This window comes from Variovorax sp. HW608, from assembly GCF_900090195.1.
Classification (GTDB): Bacteria; Pseudomonadota; Gammaproteobacteria; order Burkholderiales; family Burkholderiaceae_C; genus Variovorax.
In genome coordinates this window covers 2,377,224-2,391,257 of record NZ_LT607803.1, presented here as the reverse complement: position 1 = coordinate 2,391,257, position 14,034 = coordinate 2,377,224, and the positions used below count along the sequence as shown (strand labels likewise).

The following is a 14,034-nucleotide window of genomic DNA, read 5'->3' as shown; positions in this document are numbered from 1 at the left end:
GCACTATGGCAACGCATCGAGCCGTTGCGCCAACGTCGCGCGCGAGAGTTCACCGATGCGCGTACTGACAAGCTTGCCGTGCGCATCGAAGAACAATGTGGTGGGCAGCGCGCGTTGGCCGAACGAGGCCGAAACGCTGCCTTCGATATCAAGCAAGACATTGCGCAACCCCGGATATCGGGCAACCAAAAAGCTGTTCACCGTTTCGGCGGCTTCACCCTGGTTCAGAAAGACGAAGTGGACATCTGGGCGTTCCGTCTGTGCCTGCTCCAGAATGGGCAGTTCGCGTTGGCATGGTGGACACCAGGTGGCCCATAGATTCACCACGACGGGTTTGCCATGGAACTCCGAAAGCAACACCTCCTGCCCTTGCGGGCTTGCCAGTTTGACCACCGGTATCTGGAGCGCTTCGGCGGGCCAGGTCGCGAGGATCATGGTGCCGAGCAGCCAGCCTCCGGTAGCGGTGGCCAGCGCGGCGCCCACGGGCCTTGCCAGCGTCCGGCGAAGCCATGCAAGAACCAACAGGCACGCCCACGCAGCGACGATTCCTCCCAGCGGGCTCCATCCACCGTCGCGAATATCCAAAATGCCAAGCGGCGCCGCGCTGTATGCCTCGTGGAATCGGAGCACGAACGAGAGCCGCGAGGCGATCAGGGCGACTAGCAACAAGCGAAAGAGCGCTGGATCGGCATCGACGCCAAGTTTGCGTCCGAGACGGCTCCCGACCAGGGACCCCGATCCCACGGCTGCGAACACGAGCAGCAACTCAAACGGCACGCTGAGCGGACCGATTTGAAGGGCCCCGCTCATGAGCGGTCCCCGCCAGTAGGTTGCCGCCTGATGAGATCACCCGCCGTAAAGTCTCCGACCAGGCGGGAGCCACGCCGCTCGCGTCCTTGGGCATCGAACAGCATCACAGTCGGCGGTCCGATGATCTGATGAGCTCGCATCAGGGCCATCTGGGCTGGATTGCTTGCCGTGACATCCGCTCGCAGCAGCACGATGCCGCGCAGTGCGTGTTGAACCTGCGCATCTCCGAATACCTCTTTCTCGATGCTCTTGCAAGAGACACACCAGTCCGCGTAGAAATCCACCAGCACCGGCTTACCCGCATCGCGGGCGGCCTCGATCTGCTTCTGGAGTTCACTCGAACTGTCGACGGGCTTGAAGAGAAGCGCGGCGCCTGCCACGTGAGCGTTTCCGCGTGGGGCTGCCGTGTGCGTGACGAATCCCAGTGGCTGCAGCGGATCCCCGGCACCGCGGGCCGCGCCAAGTACCGTCGCGCCGCCCCACAACCCGGCCAACAGCGCAGCACTGCAAAGCAGTATCCGCGCGCCCGTGCTTGCACGTTCGTGCCCTTCTCCTTCCGGTGCGGCCAATTGATACAGGGTCACCGCCAGACCGACCTGCAGCGAGCCCCACAGCCCCAGCGAAACTGGCTCGGACACCACACGCTGCACCATCCAGATCGCTGTGCCGAGAAGCAGAAACCCAAAAGCGCCCTTGACGCGGTCCATCCATTGCCCCGGATTGGGCAGGTACCGGGCGCCCACCGTGCCAACGACGAGCAACGGAACGCCCATTCCAAGTCCAAGGGAGAGCAGGAGCAGGCCGCCTTGGACTGCGTTTCCGCTCTGCGCAATGTAGAGCAAGGTTCCGGCGAGCGGCGCCGTCATGCAAGGCCCGACCAGCAGTGCCGAAAGCGCTCCCATTCCCGCCGCACCCGCCATCGTGCCACTCCGTCGGCAACGGCTCGCACTGTCCAGCCGATCACGCAGGACGGCCGGCAATTGCAGCGTGAACAAGCCGAACATGCCACATGCCAGGACGACGAACACCGCGCCGAACGCGAGCAGTGTCCATCGGTTCTGCAAAAGTGCCTGTAGATTGGCTCCGGCAACGGCCGCGGCGACCCCCAATATCGCGTACGTCAACGCCATCGGAAGGACGAATGCGAGCGAGAGTGCCAGCGCGCGCCGCGGCGTGGCCTGGTTGCCGACCACGATGCTCGAAACAATGGGCACCATCGGCAGTACGCACGGCGTAAAGGCCAGGGCGATGCCAAAGGCAAAAAACAACGGGAGGGTCCATGCCAGCGAGCGTTTCTCGATCAGGCTCAGGACATCGCCGTCGTTGCCTCCTGCCACGTCCAACAGTGTGCCGCGCTCCGCGCCTGCGACTGCTGGAGCCGAATGGCCCGTGTCTGTGGCCGACGGTTCGATCGTCACCGTGCGCATCTGCGGCGGATAACAAAGTCCCGCTTCGGCGCAGCCTTGCCACGTGACGGTCATCGATTGCGTTCGCGCATCCGGCGCCTTGGCCTGGATCGCTACAGAGCTGTGATAGACCTCCATCGGCCCGAAATTCGGATCGCTTTTCTGCTCGCTCGCCGGGCGAACGAAGTCGACCGGCGCACCCGAAGGCTGTGCAGTGACCGCGATACGGTCGCGATACAGGTAGTAGCCCGGCGCAATCGTCCACCGAAACCGGACGGGTTCATCAGGACTGCTTGGCTGTCGGACGCTCATGGCGAATGCCTGCTCCACAGGCAGAAACGACTCTTCCGCCTGCGCGACGCCTTGGAAGACCCCGAGCATCACGATCAACGAAATCAGGACGTGGCGCATGAAGCGCGATAGACAATGGAAAGGCACGTACACAAGGGCTCGTTGCAGGAAAGGAAGTTCTTGACCCGCGGCAGCTGAACGATCCGTCGATGCCAAGCTGATCGTGATAGCGGCCAGCGCGACGAACCGAACCGGCGACCGCCCCGCTCGAAAACGCGGCATTCGCAAGTCCCGGTTCGCCATGGCCTACTGCCTACTGTTCTCTAGGCGACCGCAGGGAAGTCGATGGCGGTGTCGTTGATGCGATTGAACACGTTCGTAAAGACAGTCACCGCGATCGCGAGGCTGATGTCCACCAACTGAGCGTCGGTGTATCCGGCAGCCTTGATCGAAGAGAACTCTTCCTGGCTGATGGTGCCGCTGGTTCGCGCCAGCTTGCCGACGAACCGCACGAGCGCATCGCGCTTGGCATCGCCCGTGGGCAGTCCGGCGCGAATTTGCTTGAGCACTTCGGACGGGAGTCCCGTGAGCTTGCCAAGCATGCTGTGCGCAGCAACGCAATAGTCACAGCCCGCAACCTTGCTGACCACCAGCTTGATGGTTTCCTGGTCCTGCTTGCTTAGCGAACCGGTCGCCAGCGCCCCGTCGGCCTGGAGGACAGCCTTCAGCGCGGCTGGGCCGTGTGCGCCGATCGTCGCGAAGGTATTGGGAACGCTGCCAGCGGCCTTCTTGATCTGGGCGTACACCTCGGCGGTGGCCCCGGTTGCTGATGCGATGGCAGGGGTAGCGATACGAGTCATGGAAAGCTCCGGTGAAGAAGGTTGTTGAGGAGCTGTGACTGTAGGCGCGCCACTTGAGATTGATAAGACCAAAATACCTCATTAAGCTATCGATTCGTCTCACTACACAACCTTCCGACGCACCTCACCCATGGATTGGCTCAGCAAATTCCTGCACATGATCCCGGTCAGCGGACAGCTTGAACTCCGCTGTCTCTACGGCGCGCCCTGGCGGGTGGTCTACGAGCGATCACCTGCCGGGGAAATGCCCTATCACGTCGTGCTCAGCGGTTTCGCCGTCCTTGAAAGTCGGGATGGCAGTCCGCCAAGGGAACTCACGGCGGGAGACATCGTGTTGCTGTCCCACGGCTCCGCACACGTTCTGCACGATGGCAGCGGGGCCCCGCCGGCGCAGGTGACCGAGCGCGAGAACCAGAACTTCGTCATCAGCGAAAACGCCGGCGCCGGAGATCGCCTGGACATGCTGTGCGGCCGCTTCGTTCTCGAGCCGCAGCAGGACCGCCTGATGTGCAGCTATTTGCCCTCGACCCTGGTGGTGCATGCCGCCGGCCAGGATGCCGCGGCGCCAGCGACCGGCGCGCAACTCGCGAGCCTGGTAGGACTGATGCGGGCGGAGTCGGCCGGCGACAGCCTGGGCGGCCACGCCATGCTGAATGCTCTGTCAGCGGCCATGTTCGCGCTGACGTTGAGGATGGCGAGCGAATCGGATGAAGCTCCCGTCGGACTGCTCGCCTTGGCGGGTCACCCCCGCCTGGCGCCCGCGCTCGCGGCGATGTTGCGGGAGCCCGCGCGCCAATGGACCTTGCCCGATCTGGCACGCCTTTGCAACATGTCACGGGCCACCCTGGCGCGGCACTTCCAGGACAGAGTGGGTCGTTCCGCGAGCGATCTATTGACGGACATCCGGATCAGCATCGCTACCAACGAATTGAAGAAACCATCGATCTCCACCGAAGTCGTGGCGGAAATGGTCGGATATCAGTCCGTAGGCGCCTTCAGACTCGCCTTCAAGCAACGCATGGGCGTGTCGCCCGCGGAGTGGCGCCGTGCGGCGCGCCTGTCTGCATCGGAAATCCCGGGAAGGCTCGGAAAACATTGATCATGATCTCAAGCTCGGGCCTTTCTTGATAACCTGATTGCAGGACTTTGACGGGTTACCAAATGGAAGCTAAGCTGCACGAACAGGAACGTGATTGCCGCGCCCCGTGAATCGGCGGGCCACAGCAAAAGGAGCATGACTATGGGACTCTCTTGGCAGCAAGGCCCCCTGGGTGGCGCAACGGTGGGACGCTTCCTCACTCCCGAGCCGCTCCCGCAACGACTGCTGTTCGCCGAGCCCCTGCGCCGGCGGATGCGCGTCAAGCTGGCTGGTGAGTGGATTGCGGACAGCGAGAATGTGGTCCTGCTCCACGAACCGGGCCGCTACCCGGTCGCGTACTTTCCGATCGCCGACATCCGGCCGAGCGTCCTGACTCTGGAAGACCGGGCGACCCGGCACCGCGATTTGGGCGATACCGCATGGTTCAGCGCAAGCGTCGGTGATCGAAGTGCCGCTCACGCCGCTTGGCAATACACAGGTCTGCCTGATCATGCCAATGTGCTGCAGGACAGGGTCGCGTTTGCGTGGCGTGCCATGGACGCCTTCTACGAGGAGGACGAGCGCATCGTCGGCCATGCTGCCGACGCATACCACCGCATCGACATCAGGCAAAGCTCGCGTCACCTCGTCGTCAGGGACGGCGATCGGGTGATCGCGGACACAACGCATCCCCTCGTGTTGTTCGAGTCCGGTTTCGCGCCACGCTGGTACGTGCCGCGCGAGGACATCGACGAAGCCGCGCTAACGCCTGTCGAGGGGCGGACGTTCTGCCCGTACAAGGGCCTGGCCAGCTATTACGACATTGGCAGCCACAGGAAGGCGGCGTGGTCCTATCCGCAGGCCTGGTCCGAGGTCGCGCGCATCTCCACCCTGGTCTCCTTCGAGCCGGACAAGATCGAAGTCTTCCTGGACAGCAAGCGACTCGCGTTGGAGCCTGGCCAGGGCGTTCTACCGCACGGAATCGACCGAGGTCTGGACCCCGATGAGATGCTGGAGCGCGGCAATCACCCCGACCGGCAGCGCACCTAGGCGACACGGCATCAGTCTTTACGGAGTCATTCGTTAGATACTATGGAAGGGCCGCGGAGGTCAGCCCCCTGGAGTAGAACGAGGATTCGGAGACTCGTTTCTCGAAAGGAGCACGCAAATGAACGCACCTGACACAGCCCTTCGGGGCCAGGATATGCCGATCACCGGCTGGCTGTACATGGCCTTTGAATTGGGCGACAAGAGCTGGAAGCTATCCCTGGGTGACGGGGTGCGCGCGCCGAGCCGATGCTCGGTCGCAGCAGGGGATACGGCGTTTGTGCTGACCGCGATCACCAAGGCCAAGGCACGCTGCGGCCTGACTGGGCAAGTGCCGGTGCGCAGTTGCTACGAGGCAGGCCGTGACGGCTTCTGGCTGCACCGCTGGCTGACTGAACAAGGGATCGCCAACCTCGTAGTGGACTCGGCCAGTATCGAAGTCAATCGGCGGGCGCGCCGTGCCAAGACGGATCGGCTCGACAGCGACAAGCTGCTGTCGATGCTGATGCGCTACCACGCTGGTGAACGGCGCGTGTGGGCCGTTGCGCGGATTCCCAGCCCGGAGCAGGAAGATGAGCGGCGCGTGCACCGGGAACTTGGGCGCCTGCGGCAGGAACGTACGGCGCACAGCAACCGGATTCGTTCGCTGCTGGTGCTGCACGACCTACGGGTCGAGCGCATCGGTGGGCGCACATGGGTGGGCTGGTGGACTCAGCACGCCGCGCGACTGTTGCCAGGTTTGCGCGCCGAGATTGAGCGCGAGTTCGAACGCCTGTCGCTGGTTGCCAGGCAGATCAGGGCGCTGGAGACAATGCAGCAGCATCAGGTCCGCAGCGGTGCACAACCCGCGATCGCACTGCTCACCCGGCTGGCAGGTATCGGCACGGGAAGTGCATGGACCCTGGTCAAGGAACTGTTTGGCTGGCGGCGGTTTCACAACCGGCGTGAACTTGCCGGCTGCCTGGGCCTGGCGCCGACGCCCTACGCAAGCGGCGCCAGCAACGTCGAGCAGGGCATCAGCAAGGCCGGCAACAAGCGCAGCCGGTGGCTGATGGTCGAACTCGCGTGGAGCTGGCTGCGCTTCCAGCCGGCCAGCCAGTTGAGCCAATGGTTCAATCAGCGCTTTGCTGTCGCCGGCAAGCGCATGCGACGGATCGGCATTGTCGCGCTTGCGCGGCGGCTGGCGATTGCGCTATGGCGCTATCTCGAATATGGTGAGATTCCACTCGAGGCAAGGCTCAAGCCACTGGACAGCGAAGCGGTGGCGGCCTGAACGGAGCACCTCGAGCGACATTGATGAAGGTGAGCGCGCCCGGACAGTAAGAGGATTACCCGACGGGTAGTCGTAGTTTTAGATGGGGCGCCAGTAACGGGGTGGTTCCAGCGCCATGCGCATGCGGTATGTGGTGACCGGCCTGGTGCCGGCACGGATAGAAGTTGGACCGGGCAAACACCCGGGCATCACGCACCCCGACCTGAATCCTGTCGTCGATGCCCTCGCTTTGTTCAAAGGGGACTCCTCAATGCAAGCACAGGTCTTCGCGGCACCGACTCAAAAAAAGTAGTCGGCCTGCACAAAATTGATCCCCAAAGGGCTTGACTTCCAATACCCCATAGAAGTCTTACTGTGTTATATATTTGGTGCTCGTTGATGCCGAAGACAACAGGGACATCGGGGCAGGTTACGAGCCAGCAGTGCGCCGATACGCAATCGCAAACTGGTGATGGAGGATGGGACGTGGCGCTGCGCCCTCTGGGCTTCCCCGAGGTTTGTAATGCGTGGGTAGGGTAGGCGCTTGGCGGCCAGGGTTTTTTTTACCCCCGATCTCGTCGGGGTGCTGCAGTCGCTGCGCCAGCAGGAAGCCGTAGGCGGCGATGCTGAGACTGGCGTGATGATGAAACCCACGCCAACCCCGCCCTTCGTACTGCCCGAGGCCCAGGTCCTGCTTGAGATCCTGGTAGTCACGCTCAATGCGCCAGCGCATCTTGGCCTCGTAGACCATGCGCTCCAGCGACGTGTCTTCGGGCAGCGTGGACAACCAGTACTTCAGTGGCTCTTCGTGGCCCTCGGGCCACTCCATCAGCAGCCATTGCGGCTCGCGCAGTTCGCTGCGCTTCTCGTCGCGGTGCGCTGCACGGACCCGCACGCGCGCGAAGTGCGAGCACAGTGCGGCGTTCGAGCCCTCGCGCCAGGTGACTTCTTGCCAGTCATCGGGCTCGATGTCGAAGGCCACGTCCTTGACCGTGCGGGGCCGGTGCTCGGGGGCGGTGGCGTCGCCGCGGCGCAGCCGTCGTGGCACTCGGCCCCTGCCGCTGTAAGGCTTGGGCGGCAGGGGTTCGTGCCCAGGCGGCCATACCGTGACGCTGCCCGTCACCCCCACGACGTAGCGCAATCCAAGCTCGTCCAGGCGTTCGCGAAACGCCGTGTCTACGCCATAGCCCGCGTCGGCCAACACGCAGTGCCTCGGCGCCCCCTGGGCCATCAGGTGTTCGATCTGCTGCAGCGCGATTTGAGGCTTGGTGGCGAACGCGAGCGCTTCAGGCACGCGGGCCTTCTCGCGTCGGGCCTCGTCGTCAGCCCACTCTTGGGGAAGGTACAGCTGCCACGCCACCGGAATGCTGGCCGCCGCGCAGGCCAGCGACACGCTCACCGCCACCTGGCAGTTGTCCTGCTTGCCCAGCATCCCGCAGTATTGGCGCGCGACGCCCACCGAGTGCCGCCCCTGCTTGGGAAAGCCGGTGTCATCGATGATCCACCAGCCGCCGTCGCTGAAATCCATCAACGGCACGACCCACTGGCATATCCCCAGCAGCATGCGCTCGTCCGACCAATTCGCGTCGGCCACGAAGTGGTGCAGCGACTGGTGGCGCGAACGAACGTTCAGCGGGTCCATATGTGCCGCCATCGGCTCCACGCTCTTGCGCTGCAGCGGCGACATCAGCCCTGTGGTGTAACCCCGCAAGCCCGCATGGCGGTCCGAATGACCCAGCCCCTCACTCAGATGGGCCATGTAGCGCTCGAATTCCTGCAAGTCTTCCATCAAGGTTCGCCCTTCGCTTGAAGAAGCGCGCATAATGCCTTGATTTCGCTCAAATTACTAACACAGTAAGATTAGAAAGGCGGCCAAGAAGTCCAGGGAGCTTGTCGAGTCCGGAGATGGTGTTGGCCGGCCGCTGCCCCATCTCCTCAAAAGTGGCGCCGCCGCGGTTGACCCAGCAGGTCGGAAAGCCGTGATACGCCGCACCGGTGATATCCCAGCCGTTGGACGAGACGAAGAGAATGGCAGTGCGCCCGAGCTCCAGCCGAGACTCGGCCAGCTCGTAGGCGCGGCTGCTCGGCTTGAAGATCTGCGCGTCTTCGACACTGATGAGATGCTGGAACTCTCCCGCGAGTCCCGAGTGGCGCACAACCGACTCGATGGAGTAGTTCGATCCGTTCGACAGGATCGCGAGCGTGAAGCCGCGTGCGCGCAGCTCACGCAGCGCCTGCGGAACTTCGGTGAAGGGCGACAGCCGGAGGTAAGCCTCGCACAAGGCCTCGCGCCGCGCATCGTCGAGCTCGATGCCAAGGTTTCGGCAGGTGTAGATCAAAGCGTCCTCTGTCGCACGCTCGAAGTTGACGTACTGGCCCATGAGGCTGCGCAGCCAGGTGTACTCGAGTTGCTTCTGCCGCCACAGCTTGCTGACATCGAGTCCGCGGCCTGGATAGAAGGCCTCGCACAAGGCTGCGACGGAGTGAACGTCGTAGAGGGTGCCGTACAGGTCGAAGACGATGGCGCGAATGTCGTTCATGGCAACCTCCTCTTACTTCGAGTTCCGAAGAAAACCCCGGATCTCGGCCGCGATCTCGTCGCAGTGCGTTTCGAGCGCGAAGTGCCCCGTATCGAAGAACCGGATCCGAGCATCCTTGATATCGCGCTTGAACGCCTCGGCGCCTGCGGGCAGGAAGAACGGGTCGCCATTGCCCCACACGGCAAGCAGCGGTGGCTGGTGCGCGCGGAAGTACTCCTGGAACTTCGGGTAGAGCTCCAAGTTGCTCGCATAGTCGAGGAACAGGTCCAGTTGCGCATCGTGCGCGCCTGGACGGGTCATGTAGTAGTTGTCCAGGTTGTAGCCGTCCGGCGAGACGAGCGTCTTGTCCTTCACACCGGTCGTGTACTGCCAGTACGTGGTCTCCGGCGTCAGGAGCGCACGCAGCGCATCGCGGTTGGCCTGCGTCGGCTCCTTCCAGTAGGCACGGATCGGGTTCCAACCTTCGCTCAGACCTTCCACGTAGGCATTGCCGTTCTGCGTGATGATGGCCGTCACGCGCTCCGGGTGCTCGACTGCCATCCGCAGCCCTGTGGGCGAGCCGTAGTCGAACACATAGATGGCGAAGTGATCGAGCTTCAGCACCTCGGTGAATCTCGTCATGACCTTCGCCAGGTTGGCGAACGTGTATTTGAACTGCTCACGCGACGGCAAGTCGGATTGCCCGAAACCCGGCAGATCAGGCGCAATGACCCGGTAGCGGTCGGCCAGTTTCGGAATCAGGTCCCGAAACATGTGGCTCGAACTCGGAAAGCCGTGCAGCAGCAACACGACCGGGGCGCTGGCTGGACCGGCCTCGCGGTAGGCAACGCCGAATCCATCGACATCGACCCGCTGGTAATTGATGACGTTCATCTCCGTCTCCTTTCATGCTCGATATCAAGATAACCAACTTGCAACCATATTACTGGTTACCTTCATAGTAACTTGCTTGTCGCCATTTTGGTGGTTATCATTGATCGTGGAAGGGGAATGTTGGCAACGCCGTGGGTTTACCCGACACAACCACCCTCTACAGCTTTGGAGAATCCGGCAAATCATGGTTGAACCAACACGCCCGCCCGCCATGTTCATTGGCGGCGTTGCCGCACTGGACTTTTTGAACTCGATTGCCTCACCCGTTGATATTCCGGTGGAGTGGATCGAGACGGGCGAGGACCTCCTGAACTGGCTTTTGCAGGCCAACCTGGTCAAGTCGAAGGTGGTGGAGCACATGCGGAAATCTGCGGGGCCTGGCGAGCTGGACGCGGTTGCTGTTCAAGCGCGCGGGCTTCGTGACTGGTTCCGTACGTTCGTTACCTCGCACATGGGCGCTCCGTTGACTCGTGAAGCGATCCGAGAGCTCAAGCCCTTGAACCGACTGCTGGCCCGAGACGAGGTGTATGGCCAGTTGGTTCCCCGTCATGAAAATACGAATGATGAAGGCGCTACTGGCCTCGAATTCGTTGCAGACCGGCGCTGGCGCTCCCCCGAGACATTGCTGCTGCCAGTGGCGAAGGCAATGGCCGACCTTTTGACCACCGTCGATTTCACCTACGTCAAGGAGTGCGAGTGGCACACCTGCACGTTGCTATTCGTCGATACGACACGAGGGCATATGCGCCGCTGGTGCAGCATGGGTGTATGCGGAAACAGGGCCAAGCAAGCGGCGCATCGAGAACGGTCGGTTCGAGCGAGCGGGCAAGATAGTGAATCGGCGCCCTCTTCTCGTCGCCGAGCGCGACCCTGATGCTTTCCAAAGTCGAAGTCCGGCTTCATTTCTTCTCTGCGGCGCTATCGAGGCCCAAGATGGCGACTCTTGCCGGCCTTGGCTTCGTTGGCCACGACCATGGTAAATCCGTCGGCCACGGCGACCTTCTGCACCCCGTCCACGGCGTACGTGATCACGCCACCTCCGATCCCGCTGCCGGTTCCTAGCGGCCCGACCCAGAGTTTCTGGCCCGTGGAAGAGTCCAGCGCATAAAGGTTGCCGCCCAGGTCGGCGAAGAACATGATTGTTCCCCGACGCTCAGTTTGTGTGCGTGCGCTTCGGTACGAAGCGGGTCTACTCGGACTGACAGTGTTGCGAGGCCGCTGCGAGCGTCCGCTGTTCGGCGAATTGGACCCGGCGGCGAATGACGGGTTCTGGCCCGCAATCTCGGGCTTTTTCGGCTCAGTGATCGCACACGGCAAACACGGTGTCGAAACGCTTGAGCGCCGAACCCAGCAGCTTCGAATGACCTGTTCCCCACGGGTGTGGACGCGCGTTTCGCTGCCGCCAGTCGAAGGACTTGGGCTCGTGCGCAAGCACGTAGCCGACTTCACCCTTCGCGCCGGTCGCCGCGATGGCGAATGGGTTGTCCGCGTGGTACTTGGCGTGCGTCATGGGAAAACCGACAACCAGCCCCGTTCGCTCGGCAAAGGCCTTCATCGACATGACCAGCATGGGGTGATCGTCGGGCATTTCCTTGCCAACTTGCGGGTTGTACTGGATGAAGATGATCTCGCCACGCTCGGGCACCCACGGCGGCGACTTGCGTGTGCTCATCGGGCGAAGGCCTCGGCCCCCACCGAGCCGCCAGCCATCGATTCGCCACCGTGCTTCTTGGGGTCGAAGGACGCCAGCATCTGTTCAAGCGTCGGCTCGGTTTCGGCTTCGATGACGATGCGACCAGGCTTGACGGTCACGCGAACCGGCGTGCCATCCACAACCCCTGCAGTCTTCGCCATCGGTTTGGTGAGACGAAGCGCCAAGCCGTTGCCCCACGCGCTGATTTGACCAATGGAAGTGCTCATGAAAAGATCCCTGCTTGTTTACACCAGTGTATAAACATTGGGGCACCGTGTCAACATTCGTCGAAACGCGCACGATCCAACGCCGGACCCAGGTGGTGGCCCGGGCCACCGTCCTCGGGCGCATCCAGCAATGATGGCTCACCTCGCCGGACTTGCGCTCGACAGGAAGACGCATAAAAAATCCCCTCGCTCCGGTATTCGGAACGGGGGACCAACATTGAACGCCTGCGGCGCGCTCAGCAGTTCCTTGGCCAACGCCACCTCGATGGTGTCGCCCGACGTTTCGTTGAGCACGTCGAGGCCTGACTCGGGCATGTCGCCCGACGTCGACTGCGACACCGCGATCTTTTCACCCATGAGCTTGAGGCAGTCCATCCGCGTGGTGCCCGCGTAGCCCAGGAAGTAGACACGAACGTCGTGCCTCTGGCCGATGCGCCATGAGCGGCGTGCGAACCGCGCGCGCTGCCGAGCCTCTGCAGGAATTGTCGTCACGGGATCATTGGATTATTTCGTCCGCACGCAGCAGAAGCGATTGAGGGATCGCGAGACCCAGCGCCTTCGCGGTCTTCATGTTGATGACAAGCTCGAACTTCGTTGGCTGTTCAACGGGGAGCTCGGCCGGCTTGGACCCCTTGAAGATCTTGTCAACATAGATCGCGACATGGCGCGCGAGGTCAGCGAGGCTCGGGCCATAGGACATCAGCATCCCGGCGAGAGCCTCCTCACGACGGGCGGCCATCGTGGGAATTCGCTGCTTGAGCGCGAATGCGGCGAGTTCGTGGCGCAGAATGAAATTGGTAGGGTTCGGGCTCAGCAGCAGGGCGTCCGGATGCTCTCGGACCACAGCGGCGGTCGTGGCGTCGAAGTCCTGCGGCGTGTTCATCTGGAAGCGCAGCAAGGTCACTCCCAGCGAGTGGGCGGCCGCATCCTGTTCGGTGTCGAGTGCGGCGAGCTTCGCGGCATCGAAGCCGCCGAAGTTCCCGAACAGATTTGCAACTCGTGTGGCTTGCGTGGCCACGGTCTTGAGCAGCTCAAGGCGCTTGGGAATCAGGTCCACCTGATAGTCTGCGACGCCGGTGATGTTGCCGCCAGGATGCGCGAGGCTGGCGACCAGACCAGCACCGACGGGATCGCTGGTCCCCGCCATGACAATCGGAATCGTCGCCGTCACTTCTTTTGCCGCGCGCGCGCCCGGGGCGCTGCCCACCACAATCACGTCGACGTTGAGGCGAACCAGTTCGGCGGCGAGCGCCGGATAGCGCTCGATATTTCCCTTCGAGAACCGCATTTCGAAGGCGAGGTTCTGTCCCTCGATGTACCCGAAGCTCCGCAAAGTCTCCAGGAATGTGCCCCAGATGCGTGCCTGCTCGGGGTCCGTCAATGGCGCGGATCCGATATAGCCGATTCGCCATACCTTCCCCACCGATTGCGCATTGGCCGGCAGCGATACAGTGGCGACAAGGGTGACCGTCGAGCCAATGAACGTGCGCCGATCCATCATTGGATCACCTGGTTGACACAGGAGCCCCAATCATAGACCGGAGCAGGCGTTCCGATCGGCCCGCCGCGAAGCGCAGGTCGAGCGTTGAGGCCCGGCTGCACGGCTCCGAGCCCTCAGTTTGCAGAGGCCCTGTCTGCTCAACGAACTGCGTCACCATTTCTGGTTCCGCGTTCCCGGGCCAGCCGGAATTCAAAGGCCGCTTCCTGGCGTCTCTGGCGTCTGCTGATCGGCTGGTGTGCGCCAAGGAGGGACGGTCGCCGGCTCAAGTTCGGCGCAGCAAACCCGACCGCCGTGAGCCGCCTTCTCATTGAGTTCACCGTAGGAGTTTCCATTCCCATTGACGGGGACAGCGCAACCGAAGAGCATGTCCGAACGTCGCCGGATTTGTGATCCCTCGATTTTCCATAGTCGGGGTGGGATGCCCCGCGGAAGCCCGTCTTTTCAGCCTCGCGCGGC

General features: G+C 62.7%; 14 protein-coding genes and 1 pseudogene. 4 read left to right on the top strand and 11 right to left on the bottom strand.

Annotated features, from left to right (window positions below; all coding sequences use genetic code 11):
* Window positions 1–3: 3 nt before the first annotated feature.
* The 3 genes from VAR608DRAFT_RS11125 to VAR608DRAFT_RS11115 are packed head-to-tail and all read right to left on the bottom strand — an operon-like array spanning window position 4 to window position 3,367.
* On the bottom strand, window positions 4–810 hold the full coding sequence (locus VAR608DRAFT_RS11125) for a TlpA disulfide reductase family protein (RefSeq protein WP_088954127.1): 807 nt from the start codon (window positions 808–810) through the stop codon (window positions 4–6).
* The gene (gene dsbD / locus VAR608DRAFT_RS11120) at window positions 807–2,810 is read right to left on the bottom strand and encodes a protein-disulfide reductase DsbD (RefSeq protein ID WP_197700507.1); all 2,004 of its coding nucleotides are present in this window, start codon (window positions 2,808–2,810) and stop codon (window positions 807–809) included. Before dsbD ends, VAR608DRAFT_RS11125 begins: the two co-directional genes overlap by 4 nt.
* Window positions 2,811–2,830: 20 nt before the next feature.
* The gene (locus VAR608DRAFT_RS11115) at window positions 2,831–3,367 is read right to left on the bottom strand and encodes a carboxymuconolactone decarboxylase family protein (protein WP_088954126.1); all 537 of its coding nucleotides are present in this window, start codon (window positions 3,365–3,367) and stop codon (window positions 2,831–2,833) included.
* A 130-nt stretch (window positions 3,368–3,497) separates the two neighbouring features.
* On the opposite strand from VAR608DRAFT_RS11115, the gene VAR608DRAFT_RS11110 reads away from it, so the two are divergent.
* From VAR608DRAFT_RS11110 to VAR608DRAFT_RS11100, 3 genes are all read left to right on the top strand, one after another.
* Window positions 3,498–4,466 carry a cupin domain-containing protein gene (locus tag VAR608DRAFT_RS11110; RefSeq protein WP_088954125.1) on the top strand — a complete coding sequence of 323 codons (969 nt, stop codon included), beginning with the start codon at window positions 3,498–3,500 and terminating at the stop codon, window positions 4,464–4,466.
* A gap of 135 nt (window positions 4,467–4,601) precedes the next feature.
* Entirely contained in the window at window positions 4,602–5,495 is an 894-nt protein-coding gene (locus tag VAR608DRAFT_RS11105; RefSeq protein ID WP_197700506.1) for a DUF427 domain-containing protein, read from the top strand.
* A gap of 118 nt (window positions 5,496–5,613) precedes the next feature.
* Window positions 5,614–6,765, top strand: a complete 1,152-nt coding sequence (locus tag VAR608DRAFT_RS11100; protein ID WP_088954123.1) for an IS110 family transposase — start codon at window positions 5,614–5,616, stop codon at window positions 6,763–6,765.
* A 409-nt stretch (window positions 6,766–7,174) separates the two neighbouring features.
* On the opposite strand, the gene VAR608DRAFT_RS11095 is transcribed toward VAR608DRAFT_RS11100, so the two are convergent.
* From VAR608DRAFT_RS11095 to VAR608DRAFT_RS11085, 3 genes are read right to left on the bottom strand one after another with little or no spacing between them, the layout of a single operon-like run.
* The gene (locus VAR608DRAFT_RS11095; protein WP_088954122.1) at window positions 7,175–8,533 is read right to left on the bottom strand and encodes an IS701 family transposase; all 1,359 of its coding nucleotides are present in this window, start codon (window positions 8,531–8,533) and stop codon (window positions 7,175–7,177) included.
* Window positions 8,534–8,582: 49 nt separating this feature from the next.
* A complete protein-coding gene (locus tag VAR608DRAFT_RS11090) occupies window positions 8,583–9,284 on the bottom strand; it encodes a haloacid dehalogenase type II (protein ID WP_088954121.1) in 702 nt (233 codons plus the stop codon).
* Between the two features lie 12 nt (window positions 9,285–9,296).
* Entirely contained in the window at window positions 9,297–10,157 is an 861-nt protein-coding gene (locus VAR608DRAFT_RS11085) for an alpha/beta fold hydrolase (protein WP_088954120.1), read from the bottom strand.
* Between the two features lie 184 nt (window positions 10,158–10,341).
* On the opposite strand from VAR608DRAFT_RS11085, the gene VAR608DRAFT_RS11080 reads away from it, so the two are divergent.
* A complete protein-coding gene (locus VAR608DRAFT_RS11080; protein WP_088954119.1) occupies window positions 10,342–11,031 on the top strand; it encodes a CGNR zinc finger domain-containing protein in 690 nt (229 codons plus the stop codon).
* Window positions 11,032–11,075: 44 nt separating this feature from the next.
* On the opposite strand, the gene VAR608DRAFT_RS11075 is transcribed toward VAR608DRAFT_RS11080, so the two are convergent.
* From VAR608DRAFT_RS11075 to VAR608DRAFT_RS11055, 5 genes and pseudogenes are all read right to left on the bottom strand, one after another.
* Complete coding sequence (locus VAR608DRAFT_RS11075) at window positions 11,076–11,294, bottom strand: PQQ-binding-like beta-propeller repeat protein (RefSeq protein ID WP_088954118.1); 219 nt, start codon at window positions 11,292–11,294, stop codon at window positions 11,076–11,078.
* 160 nt (window positions 11,295–11,454) lie between these two features.
* Window positions 11,455–11,829: a type II toxin-antitoxin system PemK/MazF family toxin gene (locus VAR608DRAFT_RS11070; protein WP_172843838.1), complete on the bottom strand. Its 375-nt coding sequence runs from the start codon at window positions 11,827–11,829 to the stop codon at window positions 11,455–11,457.
* Complete coding sequence (locus VAR608DRAFT_RS11065; RefSeq protein ID WP_231973437.1) at window positions 11,826–12,077, bottom strand: AbrB/MazE/SpoVT family DNA-binding domain-containing protein; 252 nt, start codon at window positions 12,075–12,077, stop codon at window positions 11,826–11,828. Before VAR608DRAFT_RS11065 ends, VAR608DRAFT_RS11070 begins: the two co-directional genes overlap by 4 nt.
* A gap of 231 nt (window positions 12,078–12,308) precedes the next feature.
* Window positions 12,309–12,527, bottom strand: a pseudogene (locus VAR608DRAFT_RS11060) (hypothetical protein); the annotation flags it as partial.
* A gap of 46 nt (window positions 12,528–12,573) precedes the next feature.
* Window positions 12,574–13,578, bottom strand: a complete 1,005-nt coding sequence (locus VAR608DRAFT_RS11055; RefSeq protein ID WP_088954116.1) for an ABC transporter substrate-binding protein — start codon at window positions 13,576–13,578, stop codon at window positions 12,574–12,576.
* Window positions 13,579–14,034: the final 456 nt, after the last annotated feature.

Bases quoted from the DNA above. Each gene is read 5' to 3' on its own strand.
- VAR608DRAFT_RS11125 (WP_088954127.1), bottom strand. From the start codon at position 810: ATGAGCGGGGCCCTTCAAATCGGTCCGCTCAGCGTGCCGTTTGAGTTG.
- dsbD (WP_197700507.1), bottom strand. From the start codon at position 2,810: ATGGCGAACCGGGACTTGCGAATGCCGCGTTTTCGAGCGGGGCGGTCG.
- VAR608DRAFT_RS11115 (WP_088954126.1), bottom strand. From the start codon at position 3,367: ATGACTCGTATCGCTACCCCTGCCATCGCATCAGCAACCGGGGCCACC.
- VAR608DRAFT_RS11110 (WP_088954125.1), top strand. From the start codon at position 3,498: ATGGATTGGCTCAGCAAATTCCTGCACATGATCCCGGTCAGCGGACAG.
- VAR608DRAFT_RS11105 (WP_197700506.1), top strand. From the start codon at position 4,602: ATGACTATGGGACTCTCTTGGCAGCAAGGCCCCCTGGGTGGCGCAACG.
- VAR608DRAFT_RS11100 (WP_088954123.1), top strand. From the start codon at position 5,614: ATGAACGCACCTGACACAGCCCTTCGGGGCCAGGATATGCCGATCACC.
- VAR608DRAFT_RS11095 (WP_088954122.1), bottom strand. From the start codon at position 8,533: ATGGAAGACTTGCAGGAATTCGAGCGCTACATGGCCCATCTGAGTGAG.
- VAR608DRAFT_RS11090 (WP_088954121.1), bottom strand. From the start codon at position 9,284: ATGAACGACATTCGCGCCATCGTCTTCGACCTGTACGGCACCCTCTAC.
- VAR608DRAFT_RS11085 (WP_088954120.1), bottom strand. From the start codon at position 10,157: ATGAACGTCATCAATTACCAGCGGGTCGATGTCGATGGATTCGGCGTT.
- VAR608DRAFT_RS11080 (WP_088954119.1), top strand. From the start codon at position 10,342: ATGGTTGAACCAACACGCCCGCCCGCCATGTTCATTGGCGGCGTTGCC.
- VAR608DRAFT_RS11075 (WP_088954118.1), bottom strand. From the start codon at position 11,294: ATGTTCTTCGCCGACCTGGGCGGCAACCTTTATGCGCTGGACTCTTCC.
- VAR608DRAFT_RS11070 (WP_172843838.1), bottom strand. From the start codon at position 11,829: ATGAGCACACGCAAGTCGCCGCCGTGGGTGCCCGAGCGTGGCGAGATC.
- VAR608DRAFT_RS11065 (WP_231973437.1), bottom strand. From the start codon at position 12,077: ATGAGCACTTCCATTGGTCAAATCAGCGCGTGGGGCAACGGCTTGGCG.
- VAR608DRAFT_RS11055 (WP_088954116.1), bottom strand. From the start codon at position 13,578: ATGATGGATCGGCGCACGTTCATTGGCTCGACGGTCACCCTTGTCGCC.